This is a genomic window from Bradyrhizobium sp. URHA0013 (assembly GCF_000518345.1).
Classification (GTDB): Bacteria; Pseudomonadota; Alphaproteobacteria; order Rhizobiales; family Xanthobacteraceae; genus Bradyrhizobium.
On record NZ_KI912426.1, the window covers coordinates 353,752 to 367,765 of the forward strand.

Consider the following 14,014-nt stretch of genomic DNA (forward strand, 5'->3'; position numbering starts at 1 on the left):
ACGCTTGCGTGTCGATCGGCGTTGATGCGCCAGACGTGACGGCCAGGAGGAAACGACGTGAGGAACAGGATTTCGTTCGTGGCGATGTCCGCGGGGTGGCTGGTCGCGGTCGCGACCTGCGCACAGGCGGAGCCGGTGCTGCAGGGCAAGCACGCCTACGGCGATTGGCAGGCCGACAAGCCTGGCACGGTCAGGTTGATCCGGCCGCAGGATCTGGTCAGGCCTGGGGCCACGCGGTCGGTTGCGAGCTCGTCGCGCGTGGTGCCGCGTCCGCCGGAGGGGGCGCTTCAGGTCCCGGTCGGCTTCAAGATCGAGCTGTTCGCCGAGGGTCTGCGCGCTCCGCGCATCGTGCGCGTGGCGCCGAACGGCGATGCCTTCGTCGCGGAGACGCGCGCGGGCACCATCCGCGTGTTGCGCGCCGGCGAAGGCGGCAAGGCCGCGACCAACGAGGTCTTCGCTGCCGGACTGCGGCAGCCGTTCGGCATCGCCTTCTTTCCGAACGGCGACAATCCGCAATGGGTCTATGTCGCCAACACCGACAGCGTCGTCCGCTTTCCCTATCAGGCCGGCGATCTCAAGGCGCGTGGCAAGGCGGAGACGATCGTCGCGAGCCTGCCGCATGACGGCGGTCATTCCACCCGCGACGTCGTCTTCACGCCCGACAACAGGCGCATGCTGGTGTCGGTCGGCTCGCTCAGCAACGTCGCCGAGGGCATGGGCACGCCGCCGGGTGGAGTGGAAGCCTGGTCGAAAGCGCAGCCGCTCGGTGCGGCCTGGGCGAGCGAGACCGAGCGCGCCACGGTGCTCGCCTTCACCCCCGAGGGCAAGGAGCGGAAGATCTACGCCACCGGCATCCGCAACTGTGTCGGTCTTGCGATCCAGCCGCAGACGGGGCTGCCCTGGTGCTCGACCAACGAGCGCGACGGGCTCGGCGACGATCTCGTGCCTGACTATGTGACGAGCGTGAAGGAGGGCGCGTTCTACGGCTGGCCATGGTTCTATATCGGCGGCAACGAAGACCCGCGCCACGCCGGCGCGCGGCCGGACCTCAAGGACAAGGTGACGGTGCCTGATGTGCTGGTGCAGCCGCACTCGGCCTCGCTCGGCATGACCTTCTATCAGGGCACGCAGTTTCCGTCAGAGTATCAGGGCGATGCTTTCGCGGCCGAGCACGGCTCCTGGAACCGGTCGAAGCGCACCGGCTACAAGGTGATCCGCATCCGGATGAAGGACGGCAAGCCGACCGGCGAGTATGAGGATTTTGTCACGGGATTCGTGGTGAGCGATACCGAGGTATGGGGGCGGCCGGTCGGTGTTGCCGTGGCAAAGGATGGGGCGCTGCTGGTGTCGGAGGACGGCAACGGCACGATCTGGCGGGTAAGCCGTTAGCCTCGCCACGGAGGTAGGTGCGCCCTCGCCCCTTGCGGGAGAGGGTGGCTCGCCGCGCAGCGGCGGGACGGGTGAGGGGTTCTATCGGCGAACTCCTCTGCGTGTGCGGAGAGAAACCCCTCATCCGGCGCTTCGCGCCACCTTCTCCCGCAAGGGGAGAAGGGAAGACGCACTGCGCTTGCGGCGCTCACCCCCGTCGCACACTCGCGCCGCCATCCACCGGCAACGTCACACCCGTGATGAAATTCGCCTCGTCCGATGCCAGGAACAGCGCGGCATTCGCGACGTCCCACCCCGTTCCCATCTTCCTGCGCAGCGGCACCTTGCTGTCGCGTTCGGCTTCGACTTCGGCGCGGGTCTTGTGCCATTCGCGGGCGCGGGTGTCGACGGCCATCGGTGTGTTCATCAGGCCCGGCAGGATGACGTTGGCGCGGATGCCGTATTCGGCGTTCTGGTAGGCGAGCTGTTCGGTGAAGGCGATCATCGCCGACTTGGTCGCCTTGTAGGCGACGTAAGGATAGGTGGTGATCGCCGCCATCGAGGAGATGTTGATGATCGCGCCGCTGTTTTGCGCGCGCATGATCGGGATCACCTCTTTCGCCGCCCAAATGCAGCTCTTCAGATTGATGGCGACGACGCGGTCGAAGGCCTCCTCGGTGATTTGCAGCAGCTCGGCGTCGCCGCCGGCCAGGCTGACGCCGACATTGTTGTGCAGCACGTCGATCCGGCCCCAGCGCGCCTGCGCCTCCGCGACCATCGCCTTGATGTCGGCGGATTTTGTGACGTCGGCCCTGAACGCCGCGGCGGTGCCATGCTTTGCGGCGATCATGGCGGCGGTTTCCTGCGCCGATTCCAGATGATGATCGACGCAAAGCACCTTGGCGCCCTCGCGCGCGAAGGTCAGCGCAGTGGCGCGGCCGTTGCCCATGCCTTCGCCGGGACTCTGGCCGGCGCCCACGACGATCGCAACCTTGTCCTTCAAGCGCATGTCAGTTCACTCCCGGGATCGGATACTGCTGGAGTACCTCTTTGTAATATGGCTCGTTGTCGATCTTCATGGTGGCGAGCACGCGCACCACGCCGCAATAGAAGGCGATGGTCAGCACGAGGTCGACCATGTGCTCGTCCGAGAGATGCTGCTTGATCTCGGCAAAGGTCGCATCCGACATCGCGAGCTCGCGCACCATCTCGCGGGTACCTTTCAGGATCGCCTTGGCCTGCGGCTCGAGCGTCGAGGGCTTGCCCTCGGTCTCAGCCATCAGGCCGGCGATGTCGTCATCGGTGACGCCGAACTCCTTGCCGATCTTCACGTGGTGAGTGAACTCGTATTCCGACTTCTCCATCCAGCCGACCTGGAGGATCGCAAGCTCCCGCAGGCGCGGGTCGAGCTTGCTCTTGAAGCGGATGTAGCCGCCAATGCCGTTGAAGGCGCGCGCCATCTCCGGCGAGTTGACCAACAGCTTGTGCAGATTGGTGTTGCGCTTGAGCATGTCGCGATATTCGGGCGCGACCTGGTCGGCCTCGAGATAGGGCAGGCGGGCCATCCCTGATGTTCCTTTCAGTGTTCTTGTGATTCACGTTCGGGGGCTTGCAGCGTCACCCCGCCGTCCACCACCAGCACCTGTCCGGTGATATAGCGCGCAAAATTGCTGAGCAGGAATTTGACGGCATGGCCAACGTCCCAGCCGGTGCCTTCCGTTTTCAGCAAAGACGCCTTGGCCCGCTGGGCGCGCGCCTGTTCGCTCATGCCGCGGCCATAGACCATCGGCGTGTACATCGGCCCGGGGCAGATGCAATTGACGCGGATGTTGTCGCGGCCGTGGTCGACCGCCATTGCGCGGGTCAGGCCGATGATCGCGGCTTTCGAGGTCGAATAGGTCGTCAGGCCGCGCGGCCGCAGCGCCGAGATCGAGGAGATGTTGACGATCGCGCCGCCCCGCGCGGTCTTGATCATGGCAGGGATCGCGTGCTTGGAGAGCAGGAACATGCTCTCGACATTGACCTGCATGACGCGGCGATATTGCTCGGGCGCTTCGTCGACCACGCTGCCGCGGCTGCCGATGCCGACATTGTTGTCGAGGAAATCGAGCTGGCCCCAGCGGTCGAGCGCGGCTTCGACCAGCGTCCTGCAATCGCTCTCGCTGGTGACGTCGCCGCCATGCGCCGCGGCCGTGCCGCCTTCGGCTGCGATCATCTCCGCGGTGCGTTCGGCGAGCTTGAGGTCGCGATCGGCCACCAGCACTTTGGCGCCGGCGCGAGCCAGTAGAATTGCGGCGGCGCGGCCGTTGCCGATGCCGTCGCCGGCAGCGCCGCCGCCGCTGACCAGCGCCACCTTGCCGGCGAGACCGGGATCGTCCTCGGGCCCCTGCATGTCGTTTCATCCCGATTATTTTCGTGCACTCTAGCAATCGCCCCGAGCGGAGAGAAGGGCCGGGCTCCCGCTTTCATGTCATTGACATCGCATGGAATTGCATGCCGCCGCACGAGAAGGGCGAACGATCGACGCGCCGTTAGGAACCGACCTCACGAGATCGCGTTTGTTGCGGAGCCTTTCCCGCGCTAGGCTCTGTCCCGGGGCTTCCCAACCGCCAGTGGCTTGCCGATGAATCTGCTCGATCCACAAGGGCCTGTGGCTGCGGCCAACAGCACCATCCTGGTCGATTCCGTCTTCATCATGCTCGCGATCGTGGTGCCGACCATCATCGCCATCCTGGCCTTTGCATTCTGGTTTCGCGCCTCGAATCCCAAAGCAAAGTTTCAGCCCGACTTCGTCTATTCCGGGCGGGTGGAGATGGTGGTGTGGGCGATCCCCGCGCTCACCGTGATCCTGCTCGGCGGCGTCGCCTGGATCGGCTCGCACCAGCTCGATCCCGCGGCACCCGTGCCCGGCACCGGCAGCCCGGTTCGCATCCAGGCCGTCTCGCTCGATTGGAAATGGCTCTTCATTTATCCGGACCAGCGCATCGCCACCGTCAATACGCTGACGGTGCCGGCAGGCGCCGAGCTGAATTTCCAGCTGACGTCCTCGAGCGTGATGAACACATTCTTCATCCCGCAACTCGGCAGCATGATCTACACCATGAACGGCATGGTGACGAAGCTGAACCTGCGCGCCGACAATGAGGGCAAGCTCCAGGGGTTGTCGGCACATTTCTCCGGCGACGGGTTTCCGGACATGATGTTCGACGTCAACGTGGTCTCGCCGCTCGCCTTTCCGGATTGGGTGGCGACCACGGCGAAGAGCGATGCTGTCCTCAATGAGGACAGCTACAAGAAGCTGATGCAGCAAGGCATCGAAAAGGGCAGGCCGACCTACCGGCTGGATGACCCCAGGCTGTTTGATCTGATCGCGACCCAGCACATTCCGCCGGGACCGGGTCCGGAGCTCGCATCCGAGGCCGGTCGGTCGCACAGTGGAGGCCATGATGCTCGGTAAGCTCGATTGGTCGGCCATTCCGTTCGATCAACCCATCCCGCTGGTCGCAGGCGCCGTGGTGCTGATTGGGATTCTCGCCGTGCTGGCCTGGGTCGTGGTGAAGGGGCATCTGCCGTATCTCTGGCACGAGTGGATCACCAGCGTCGACCACAAGCGGATCGGCGTGATGTACATCCTGCTGGCCTCGGTGATGCTACTGCGCGGCGGCAGCGACGCCATCATGATGCGGATCCAGCAGGCGGTGGCCTACCAGTCGCAAGGCTATCTGCCGCCGGAGCACTACAACCAGATATTCTCCGCGCACGGCACCATCATGATCTTCTTCGTGGCGATGCCGTTCGTGATCGGACTGATGAATCTCATCGTGCCGCTCCAGCTTGGCGTACGAGATGTCGCTTTCCCGACGCTCAATTCGGTCGGCTTCTGGCTGACCGCGACCGGTGCGCTGCTGGTCAATCTCTCGCTCGTGATCGGCGAGTTCGCCCGGACCGGCTGGCTCGCGTTTCCGCCGCTGTCGGAGCTGTCCTACTCGCCGGGCGTCGGCGTCGATTATTACGCGTGGTCGCTGCAGATCTCCGGCGTCGGCACGTTGGTTGCCGGCATCAATCTCGTGACGACAGTGCTGAAGCTGCGCACCAAGGGCATGAACTATCTGCGCATGCCGATGTTCTGCTGGACCACGCTGGCCTCGAACCTCCTGATCGTCGCGGCTTTCCCGATTTTGACCGCCACCCTCGCGATGCTGCTGCTCGACCGCTATCTCGGCTTCCACTTCTTCACCAATGAGGCCGGCGGCAATGTCATGATGTTCATGAATCTGATCTGGGCCTGGGGGCATCCCGAGGTCTACATCCTGGTGCTGCCGGCCTTCGGCATCTTCTCCGAGGTGGTCTCGACCTTCTCCGGCAAGGCGCTGTTTGGCTATCGCTCGATGGTGCTGGCAACCATGGCGATCTGCGTCATCTCCTTCATGGTCTGGCTGCATCACTTCTTCACGATGGGAGCGGGCCCCGACGTCAACGCTATCTTCGGCATTGCCAGCATGATCATCGCGATACCGACCGGGGTGAAGATCTACAACTGGCTGTTCACGATGTATGGCGGCCGCATCCGCTTCGAGACGCCGATGCTGTGGTCGATAGGCTTCATGGTCACCTTCATCATCGGCGGATTGACGGGCGTGTTGGTCGCGGTGCCGCCGGCCGATTTCATCCTCCACAACAGCATGTTCCTGGTCGCGCACTTCCACAACGTCATCATCGGCGGCGTGCTGTTCGGAGCCTTCGCCGGCTTTGAGTACTGGTTCCCAAAGGCGTTCGGCTTTCGCCTCAACGACCGCTGGGGCAAGCTCGCGTTCTGGTTCACTTTCCTCGGCTTCTACGTCACCTTCATCCCGCTCTACGTCGCCGGCATGCTCGGCATGACACGGCGCATGCAGCACTATGACGTCGCGGCGTGGCGGCCCTGGATGCTGGTTGCAGCCGTCGGCATGGCCGTGCTGACGATTGGCGTGATCTGCCAGATCGTGCAGCTCGTGGTCAGCATCCGCAGCCGCGAAGCCCTGCGCGACCGCACCGGTGATCCCTGGGACGGCCGTTCGCTGGAATGGGCGACGTCGTCGCCGCCGCCGGTTTTCAACTTCGCTTTCAACCCCGATGTGCGCGGCGAGGATGCCTACTGGGATCTGAAGACCCATGCCAAGCAGCAATCCCTCGATCATGATGCGCCCGAGTATCATGACATCGAGATGCCCAGGAACTCGCCGACCGGGTTCGTCTGCGCGTTCTTCGCCACGGTCATGGGCTTTGCGCTGATCTGGCACATTTGGTGGATGGTGATCTTGGGCGGTATCGGAGCGTTCGCGACCTTCGTCGTGTTCGCCTGGCGCGACCATGACGAATACGTCATTCCGGCCGAGGAGGTCGCGGCGATAGACCGCGTCAACCTTGAGGAGCGGCGTAGCCTCGTCAGCATGGCGGGGACAGTCTGATGTCAATGACCGCGACCGCCGGCCGTGCGCACGCCGATCCCCATCACATCGGGCTCGTCATCGAGCATCCCGGCCCGGCGCCGAAGCGCATCGTGACCGCCTATGGCTTCTGGGTCTTCCTGCTCTCCGACATCGTGATGTTCTCCTGCTTCTTTGCGGCCTATGCGGTGCTGGCCGACCAGACCGCCGGCGGCCCGAAGGGTTCGGAGATATTCGAGCAGCGGAACGTCGCGATCGAGACTGTCTGCCTGCTGCTGTCGAGTTTCACGTGCGGCATGGCGAGCATCGCGGCCGATGTGCGCAACCGGTTCTGGTTCTATCTCGGGATGGCGGTGACGTGTTTGCTCGGCCTCATCTTTCTCGTCATTGAGTTTCGCGAATTCGCTGATCTCGTTGCCCGCGGCTATGGCCCATCGCGCAGCGCTTTCCTGACCTCGTTCTTCTCGCTGGTCGGCTGCCACGGCCTCCACGTCTCGGCCGGCATATTGTGGCTTCTCACCATGATGGCCCAGGTCTTCGCAAAGGGTTTTCGTGCCGACGTGCTGCGCCGGATGATGTGCTTCGCGCTGTTCTGGCATGCGCTCGACATCGTCTGGGTCGGAGTCTTCTCCGTCGTCTATTTGCTTGGGAGTGGCGTATGAGCGATCAGACGCATATGCCGGCCGGTCATGACCTTGCGCCGGGCGATGAGGAGCAACACAGTGTCGGCACGCGCATCCTCGGTTACGTGGTCGGTCTTGTTCTCGCGCTGCTGCTGACGGCGACCTCGTTCTTCATCGCCGGCACGGATCTGGTCTGGCAGCCTTCGATTCCCGTCGCGCTGATCGTGCTGGCGATCGCGCAGATGGGCGTGCACCTCGTGTTCTTCCTGCACATCACCACCGGCCCCGACAACACCAACAACGTGCTGGCGCTGGCTTTCGGACTGTTGGTGGTCTTCCTGGTGGTCGGTGGCACTGTCTGGATCATGGCGCATCTGAATGCGAACATGCCGGCCATGGATCAGATCATGCCGATGCGCCGCTAAGGGCGCACAAAAAAGAAGAGCCGCTTGTTGCGACAAGCGGCCCAAGTCTAGGGAGGAAACGCCCGAGCAAAGCAATCGGGCCGGAGCCGGATTGCCGCCAAGGAAACGCTCGCGCAAAGCGCTTGCGTACGCTTACAAATGCAGCAACTCCCGATAGAGTTCAATTCCGGATGAATACTGTCTCCGGTTGCCGCTCACGGGTGCGTGATGGGCGTCGTTATTTCGGCCGCCGGCAATTGTAGGCCTTGCGGAAGCCCGCAGCCTGGGCGTCGTCCTCCGAGCAGAACCAGCGGTCCGGTCTGGTGGTCGCGGGGTAGCTCGGGCAGCCCCGTAAATGGTAGATGCCGATATTGCCGGTCACGCGCGCGCGGACCGCAAGCTTGCCCTTGATGCCACAGCTCGGCGGCATCGTCAGATCCTCAGGAAACAACACCGCGCGAATCTCCTTGTCGCGGTCGGCGCGGCAGGCGGCGCCCAGGAGCGCGCCGTCCTTCTTGCCGGCGCGGAATTCCTGCGGTGCAACAAAGCAGCCCTTCCAGATTCCGGCCGAGGTTGATTTGGCGTCGGCCGCGGCCGACTTGATGTTCGCCTTGACCGGCTCCCGGGCAATGGCATAGCCGAGCTTGACGAGCTGCTCGTTCAAGCTAGTCTTGTCGCCTTCGGCCGTGCAGATCGCGCGGTGCCGCTTGCCAAAACTCTTTTCCGGTCCGACATCGTCGCAACGCACCGATCGCTTGCCAATCAGCTTGGCGAGCTGGTCGCGGGCCTCGATGCCGCAGGTCCAGGGATCGGCGTGATCGTCGATGCAGACCTGGTCCAGCTCGGGTGCGTCGACGCCGTCGAGGCGGTAGGTGACGTCGCCGAGCTGGATGGCGTTGCCGTCGCGGACCGTCGCGGCGGCGGTCAGCGCCGAGGCCGGGCCGGAGGTGCCCAGAAATCCGGACAGGGCAATAAAGGAAACGAGCGCAAAAGCGCGGGCGCTGGCAAAGGACTTTCGGAAGGACATAAGGTCTCGCTATCGATGGCTCGTGCGCCTTGTTCCTAGCATCCGGATGTGGCGATACCAATGGTCTGCGCCCCGCGAAGTGCGACATTCCGACCTCGCGGCTTTACTCAGCCGTAGCTCTGATCCTATCGTTCGCGGGCCTTGCGGAGCGGAGGCCGAATCGCCCGGGAAGCGGCGAAGGGAGGAAAAATTTGCGATGAAAGACCCTGTGGACGTCCTGATCATCGGCGCCGGCGCTTCCGGCGCGGCGGTGGCGTGGTCGCTGGCCGAGACCAAGATGCATATTCTCTGCCTGGAGCAGGGCGGCTGGATGAACCCGGCGGAATATCCCAGCACGGGCCGGGACTGGGAGGCCAAGTTCTACGGCGAGTGGTCGTCGAGCCCCAACGTCCGCGGCCGCCCCGAAGACTATCCGATCAACGACGACGATTCGCCGATCAAAGTCGTCAACTATAATGCGGTCGGCGGCTCGACGGTGATGTACACCGCGCACTGGCCGCGGCTGCATCCCTCCGATTTCAAGGTGAGGACGCTCGACGGCGTCGCCGACGACTGGCCGATCGACTACGACGCGCTGACCCCGTTCTTCGAAGAGAACGACCGGATGATGGGCACGTCCGGCCTGTCGGGCGATCCGCTCTCACCGCTGACGCATCCGCCGATGCCGCAACAGCCGATGGGGTTGTCCGGTGCGATCATCGGCAAGACCATGAACAAGCTCGGCTGGCACTGGTGGCCGTCGGATACGACAGTCGCGACCATGGACTACGAGGGCCGCGCGCGCTGCATCAATCTCGGCCATTGCACGCCAGCCTGCGCGCAAGGCGCCAAGTCCTCGACCGACATCACCTATTGGCCGCACGCGGTCCGCGCCGGCGTCGAGCTGCGTACACACTGCCGGGTGCGCGAGATCACCACCGACGAGAACGGCATGGCCACCGGCGTGGTCTATTACGACAAGGACGGCGTCGAGCAGTTCCAGCCGGCGCATGTCGTCATCATCGCCTGCAACGGCGTCGGGACGCCGCGGCTGCTGCTGAATTCGGCATCGAATCGCTTTCCGAACGGGCTTGCCAATTCGTCCGGCCTCGTCGGCAAGAACCTGATGTTCCATCCTTATGCGCAGATCTACGGCTACGTAAAAGAGCCGACCGATAGCAACCGCGCGCCGCCGACCTGCCTGTGGAGCAAGGAATGGTATGACACGGACCTCTCGCGCGGCTTCGTGCGCGGCTATGGCGTTCAGTTCGTGCGCGGCGCGGGGCCGGTGTTCGAGGCTGTCGTCAGCGAGCAGAAGGGCATTCTGCCGTGGGGCGCCGATCATCACCGCATCTTCCGCAAGCTCAACGGCCACCGGCTCGGCTTTTCCGCGATCTGCGAGGACCTGCCGGAGGAGCATAACCAAGTCACGCTCGATCCGGTCTTGAAGGACGGCCACGGCATTCCCGCGCCGAAGATCGACTACACGATCAGCGAGAACAGCCGGAAGATGATGGAGCATGCGCTGGCGCGCGGGCGGGAGATTCTCGAAACCGCGGGGGCGAGCGACATCTGCGTCAACTCGCCGATCCCGTGGGGCGGCTGGCATCTGCTCGGCACGGCACGCATGGGCGCCGACCCCGAACGCTCCGTCGTCAATGAATGGGGCCGCTCGCACGACGTCAAGAATCTCTTCATCGTCGATGGCAGCATCTTCGTCACCTCGGGCGGGGTGAACCCGACGTCCACCATTCAGGCCCTTGCGCTCTACATCGCCGACCAGATGAAGCAGCGCCTCGCCAATTTGTTCGATTGAGGCCGACATGTCCGCAGACAATCAACTGACACGCAGCCAGTGCGACGACCTCCGCGCTATCGCCGCGATGATCGTTCCCGCGAGCGATGAGTACAAGGTGCCCGGCGCCGACGACCCCGCGATCCAGGCTGACATGCTGGCGACGCTGGGGCGTGACGCCAAATTGGTGGCGGCGGCGCTCGACCATCTGGGGCGGCTCGCGGGCCGACCGTTCGCCGAGCTCGATGCGGCCAGGCGCGATGCGGTGGCGCAGGAGTTTCGCAGTTCCGGCGGCGCGGCTGCCGCGACGCTCGTCCGCGTGGTGCTGCAATGCTACTACCGCGACGACCGTGTGCTGCGCGCGCTCGGCCTCGAGCTACGCGCGCCGTTCCCCCTGGGTTACGTGCTGCCGGATGGCGACTGGTCGTTGCTGGATCCGGTCAAGGCAAGGGCGGGCACGCTGCGACGGGCGCCCTAGCCACCCGGGCAGTCCAGCCTTGCGCCCCGGACGGGTCCCTTGCGCCTCACGGAGCAGGCCACCATCTGTGTGAGCCTCAAGGACTCCTATCATGCTGGATTTCACCTCAGATACCGTCGATGACGCCGCGTCATCGCGAACGGAAACGGCTGTCCCGGTCGACGACCGGGCCCTGCTGGACGCCTATTCCAATGCCGTCATCGACGTGACCGACCGCGTCGGTCCGGCCGTGGTGCGCGTCGAGACCGGACCAAAGGTGCCGAAAGGCCGCGAGCGCGGCGGGCTCGGCTCGGGCATCGTGATCTCGCCGGACGGACTCGTGCTCACCAATAGCCACGTGGTCGGCTCGTCGAAGGAGATCCGGCTGCGCGACGTCGAGGGCCATGTCGGCGACGCCCGGGTGCTCGGCGTCGATCCCGACACTGACCTTGCGCTGCTCCGCGCCAACGGCGTGCGGGACTTGCCCTATGCGGCGCTCGGCAACTCCAAGACCTTGCGGCGCGGTCAGCTCGTGATCGCGATCGGCAACCCGCTCGGCTTTGAATCGACCGTTACCGCCGGAGTGGTCTCGGCGCTCGGGCGCTCGATCCGCTCGGTCAGTGGCCGCACCATAGAGGACGTGATCCAGACTGATGCTGCGCTCAACCCCGGCAATTCGGGCGGGCCGCTGGTGTCGTCGAATGCCGAGGTGATCGGCATCAACACCGCGATCATCAATGGCGCGCAAGGCATCTGCTTCGCGGTCGCCAGCAACACCGCGCAATTCGTGCTGTCGGAAATCATCCGCCACGGCTATGTCCGCCGCGCCTATATCGGCGTGGCCGGCCAGACCGCGCCGATCCCGCGGCGGCACGCGGTGCTGGCCGGCGTCGAGAACAAGATGGGCGCGCTGCTGGCGCAGATCGAGCCGGACGGGCCGGCCGCGAAGGCGGGCCTGTTGTCCGGCGATGTCGTGATCGGCCTCGACGGCGTCGAGATCAACGGCGTCGACGATCTGATCCGTGTGCTCGATCGCGACCGGATCGGCCGGCGGCTGGCGATGGACGTGCTGCGGTTCGGCCGCCTGCGGGCGATCGATATCGATCCGGTCGAGCGCAAGCCGGCCCGCTAGCGTGTGGGCGCCCAAGCGGGGTATGACGGTGTCATGCCTCGCTTCGGGAACCCCGCCGCATGATGCCGGCGCATGAGACCTACGATGTCATCGTCGTCGGCGCCGGCGCCGGTGGCATGACGGCTGCGGCCGTCGCCGCCGCCGAGGGCCTGCGCGTGCTCGTGATCGAGAAGACCGCTTTCGTCGGCGGCACGACCGCATGGTCCGACGGCATGATCTGGATTCCCGCCAATGCCAAAATGAAAGAGGCGGGGCTCTCCGATAGCGTCACGGACGCCGTGCGATATTTGTCGAACACGGTGCCGGAGCCCGCCAATGCGGGCCTCCGCGCCGCTTTCCTCGCGCGCGGACCGGAGGCAGTCGCCTATCTCCAAGCCAACACGCAAGTGCGGCTCCAGCCGGTCAAGGCCTGTCCGGACTATTATCCGAGCGATTGGGCGCGACGCCGGGTGGGCGCGTGCTCGAGCCGGTCGTCTTCGACGGCACGCAGCTGGGCGCGCATTTCGCGCGGGTGCGCGCGCCGCTGCCGGAGTTCACGTTGTTCGGCGGGATGATGGTCAACCGCCTCGACATCCCGCATCTGCGGCGGGTCGGAAAATCGCTGCGCTCGGCTCTTCGCGCGGCGCGGCTGGTTTCGGAGTATGCGTGGCAGCGCCTGCGCAGCCCGCGCGGCACGACGCTGCATCTCGGAAATGCGCTCGCCGCGCGGCTGTATGCCTCGCTGCTGGCCCGGCAGGTCGAGATCCTCTTTAGTGCGGACGTCGAAGGCCTGTCGACGCAGGGCGAGCGCGTCGGCGGCGTAATTATCCGTCATGGGGCGCGCGATCGGCTGATTGCCGCGCGACGTGGTGTGGTGCTGGCGACCGGCGGCTTTTCACACGACGCGACCTTGCGCAAACGCTTCTTCCCACCCGCGGCCGGATTTATCTCGGCGGCCCACACGTCCGGTACGGGCGACGGGCTCCGCCTCGCGACCGCAACCGGCGCAGCGCTCAATACGGATGCGACGAGCCCGGCCTATTGGGTGCCGGCCTCGCTATTCCGGCGCGCCGATGGCAGCCGCGGCGTTTTCCCGCACATGGTGACCGACCGCGCCAAGCCCGGCGTGATCGCCGTCAATGCGGCCGGCCGGCGCTTCGTCAACGAGGCACTCTCCTACCACGAGTTCGTGCTCGCCATGCTGCGCGATGGCGACGGCGAACCAGACCGGCCGTTCTATCTGATCTGCGACCGTCCGTTCCTTTGGAGCTACGGCCTTGGCCGCATCAAGCCGTTCACGCGCAGTGTCCGGCGCTATGTGGCGAGCGGGGAGTTGGTCGAGGCCGCTGATATCGCGCAGCTCGCCGCGAAGATCGGCATCAAGCCGTCGACACTCGCGGCGACCATCGCGAGCTACAACGAAGGCGCAAAGGAGGGCCGCGATCCCGAATTCGGACGCGGAAGCACGATCTATCAACGCCATCTCGGAGACGCAGCTCACAAGCCCAACCCGTGCGTCGCGCCCATCCTCTGTGCGCCGTACTTTGCGATGCGGATTTATCCGGCTGATCTCGGCACGGCGATTGGCCTGAAGGTGGATGCCCAGGCGCGCGTGTTGCGCGAGGACGGCACGCCGGTTGCCGGGCTCTATGCGTGCGGCAACGACATGGGCTCGATCATGAACGGCAATTGTCCCGGGCCGGGGCTCGCGTTGGGACCGGCACTGACATTCGGGTACATCGCAGGGCGCCATCTGGCGGAGGGGAGTGTGGCAGCGGCGCCGATCGCCGCTACGACGTCGGTCTAACTATCTCCACTGCAGTC

At 65.0% G+C, this 14,014-nt stretch carries 14 protein-coding genes; 10 read left to right on the forward strand and 4 right to left on the reverse strand.

Annotated features, from left to right (window positions below; translation table 11 throughout):
• Positions 1 to 57 precede the first annotated feature (57 nt).
• Positions 58 to 1,389 carry a sorbosone dehydrogenase family protein gene (locus tag N551_RS0122320; RefSeq protein ID WP_027568761.1) on the forward strand — a complete coding sequence of 444 codons (1,332 nt, stop codon included), beginning with the start codon at positions 58 to 60 and terminating at the stop codon, positions 1,387 to 1,389.
• A gap of 187 nt (positions 1,390 to 1,576) precedes the next feature.
• Here N551_RS0122320 and N551_RS0122325 read toward each other — a convergent pair whose 3' ends face one another.
• Genes N551_RS0122325 through N551_RS0122335 form a run of 3 tightly spaced genes read right to left on the reverse strand, consistent with a single transcriptional unit; the run spans position 1,577 to position 3,760 of the window.
• Positions 1,577 to 2,377 carry an SDR family NAD(P)-dependent oxidoreductase gene (locus N551_RS0122325; protein ID WP_027568762.1) on the reverse strand — a complete coding sequence of 267 codons (801 nt, stop codon included), beginning with the start codon at positions 2,375 to 2,377 and terminating at the stop codon, positions 1,577 to 1,579.
• 1 nt (position 2,378) lies between these two features.
• The gene (locus N551_RS0122330) at positions 2,379 to 2,933 is read right to left on the reverse strand and encodes a carboxymuconolactone decarboxylase family protein (RefSeq protein ID WP_027568763.1); all 555 of its coding nucleotides are present in this window, start codon (positions 2,931 to 2,933) and stop codon (positions 2,379 to 2,381) included.
• A gap of 14 nt (positions 2,934 to 2,947) precedes the next feature.
• Positions 2,948 to 3,760 carry an SDR family NAD(P)-dependent oxidoreductase gene (locus N551_RS0122335; protein WP_027568764.1) on the reverse strand — a complete coding sequence of 271 codons (813 nt, stop codon included), beginning with the start codon at positions 3,758 to 3,760 and terminating at the stop codon, positions 2,948 to 2,950.
• Positions 3,761 to 3,991: 231 nt separating this feature from the next.
• On the opposite strand from N551_RS0122335, the gene N551_RS0122340 reads away from it, so the two are divergent.
• The 4 genes from N551_RS0122340 to cyoD are packed head-to-tail and all read left to right on the forward strand — an operon-like array spanning position 3,992 to position 7,842.
• Positions 3,992 to 4,825: a ubiquinol oxidase subunit II gene (locus N551_RS0122340; protein ID WP_027568765.1), complete on the forward strand. Its 834-nt coding sequence runs from the start codon at positions 3,992 to 3,994 to the stop codon at positions 4,823 to 4,825.
• Positions 4,815 to 6,815 carry a cytochrome o ubiquinol oxidase subunit I gene (gene cyoB, locus N551_RS0122345; RefSeq protein ID WP_027568766.1) on the forward strand — a complete coding sequence of 667 codons (2,001 nt, stop codon included), beginning with the start codon at positions 4,815 to 4,817 and terminating at the stop codon, positions 6,813 to 6,815. The genes N551_RS0122340 and cyoB overlap by 11 nt, the downstream gene beginning before the upstream one ends.
• Positions 6,815 to 7,456: a cytochrome (ubi)quinol oxidase subunit III gene (locus N551_RS0122350; protein ID WP_027568767.1), complete on the forward strand. Its 642-nt coding sequence runs from the start codon at positions 6,815 to 6,817 to the stop codon at positions 7,454 to 7,456. Before cyoB ends, N551_RS0122350 begins: the two co-directional genes overlap by 1 nt.
• Entirely contained in the window at positions 7,453 to 7,842 is a 390-nt protein-coding gene (gene cyoD / locus N551_RS0122355; protein ID WP_018457172.1) for a cytochrome o ubiquinol oxidase subunit IV, read from the forward strand. Before N551_RS0122350 ends, cyoD begins: the two co-directional genes overlap by 4 nt.
• Positions 7,843 to 8,059: 217 nt before the next feature.
• Here the strand turns inward: cyoD and N551_RS0122360 are convergent, their stop codons facing one another.
• Positions 8,060 to 8,848 carry a thermonuclease family protein gene (locus tag N551_RS0122360; protein ID WP_027568768.1) on the reverse strand — a complete coding sequence of 263 codons (789 nt, stop codon included), beginning with the start codon at positions 8,846 to 8,848 and terminating at the stop codon, positions 8,060 to 8,062.
• Positions 8,849 to 9,044: 196 nt separating this feature from the next.
• On the opposite strand from N551_RS0122360, the gene N551_RS0122365 reads away from it, so the two are divergent.
• The 5 genes from N551_RS0122365 to N551_RS36165 all read left to right on the forward strand — a co-directional run bounded on the left by N551_RS0122365 (position 9,045) and on the right by N551_RS36165 (position 13,997).
• The gene (locus N551_RS0122365) at positions 9,045 to 10,643 is read left to right on the forward strand and encodes a GMC family oxidoreductase (RefSeq protein ID WP_027568769.1); all 1,599 of its coding nucleotides are present in this window, start codon (positions 9,045 to 9,047) and stop codon (positions 10,641 to 10,643) included.
• A gap of 7 nt (positions 10,644 to 10,650) precedes the next feature.
• Positions 10,651 to 11,100 carry a hypothetical protein gene (locus N551_RS0122370; protein WP_027568770.1) on the forward strand — a complete coding sequence of 150 codons (450 nt, stop codon included), beginning with the start codon at positions 10,651 to 10,653 and terminating at the stop codon, positions 11,098 to 11,100.
• Positions 11,101 to 11,191: 91 nt separating this feature from the next.
• On the forward strand, positions 11,192 to 12,211 hold the full coding sequence (locus tag N551_RS0122375) for a S1C family serine protease (protein WP_027568771.1): 1,020 nt from the start codon (positions 11,192 to 11,194) through the stop codon (positions 12,209 to 12,211).
• Positions 12,212 to 12,270: 59 nt separating this feature from the next.
• Positions 12,271 to 12,765: an FAD-dependent oxidoreductase gene (locus N551_RS39770; protein ID WP_371180080.1), complete on the forward strand. Its 495-nt coding sequence runs from the start codon at positions 12,271 to 12,273 to the stop codon at positions 12,763 to 12,765.
• On the forward strand, positions 12,669 to 13,997 hold the full coding sequence (locus N551_RS36165; protein WP_256379042.1) for an FAD-binding protein: 1,329 nt from the start codon (positions 12,669 to 12,671) through the stop codon (positions 13,995 to 13,997). The genes N551_RS39770 and N551_RS36165 overlap by 97 nt, the downstream gene beginning before the upstream one ends.
• Positions 13,998 to 14,014: the final 17 nt, after the last annotated feature.

What these genes read in the sequence shown, in the direction of transcription:
- N551_RS0122360 (WP_027568768.1), bottom strand. Translation starts at nt 8,848, where the DNA reads ATGTCCTTCCGAAAGTCCTTTGCCAGCGCCCGCGCTTTTGCGCTCGTT.
- cyoD (WP_018457172.1), top strand. Translation starts at nt 7,453, where the DNA reads ATGAGCGATCAGACGCATATGCCGGCCGGTCATGACCTTGCGCCGGGC.
- N551_RS39770 (WP_371180080.1), top strand. Translation starts at nt 12,271, where the DNA reads ATGATGCCGGCGCATGAGACCTACGATGTCATCGTCGTCGGCGCCGGC.
- N551_RS0122340 (WP_027568765.1), top strand. Translation starts at nt 3,992, where the DNA reads ATGAATCTGCTCGATCCACAAGGGCCTGTGGCTGCGGCCAACAGCACC.
- N551_RS0122330 (WP_027568763.1), bottom strand. Translation starts at nt 2,933, where the DNA reads ATGGCCCGCCTGCCCTATCTCGAGGCCGACCAGGTCGCGCCCGAATAT.
- N551_RS0122375 (WP_027568771.1), top strand. Translation starts at nt 11,192, where the DNA reads ATGCTGGATTTCACCTCAGATACCGTCGATGACGCCGCGTCATCGCGA.
- N551_RS0122325 (WP_027568762.1), bottom strand. Translation starts at nt 2,377, where the DNA reads ATGCGCTTGAAGGACAAGGTTGCGATCGTCGTGGGCGCCGGCCAGAGT.
- N551_RS0122370 (WP_027568770.1), top strand. Translation starts at nt 10,651, where the DNA reads ATGTCCGCAGACAATCAACTGACACGCAGCCAGTGCGACGACCTCCGC.
- N551_RS0122335 (WP_027568764.1), bottom strand. Translation starts at nt 3,760, where the DNA reads ATGCAGGGGCCCGAGGACGATCCCGGTCTCGCCGGCAAGGTGGCGCTG.
- N551_RS0122350 (WP_027568767.1), top strand. Translation starts at nt 6,815, where the DNA reads ATGTCAATGACCGCGACCGCCGGCCGTGCGCACGCCGATCCCCATCAC.
- N551_RS0122365 (WP_027568769.1), top strand. Translation starts at nt 9,045, where the DNA reads ATGAAAGACCCTGTGGACGTCCTGATCATCGGCGCCGGCGCTTCCGGC.
- cyoB (WP_027568766.1), top strand. Translation starts at nt 4,815, where the DNA reads ATGCTCGGTAAGCTCGATTGGTCGGCCATTCCGTTCGATCAACCCATC.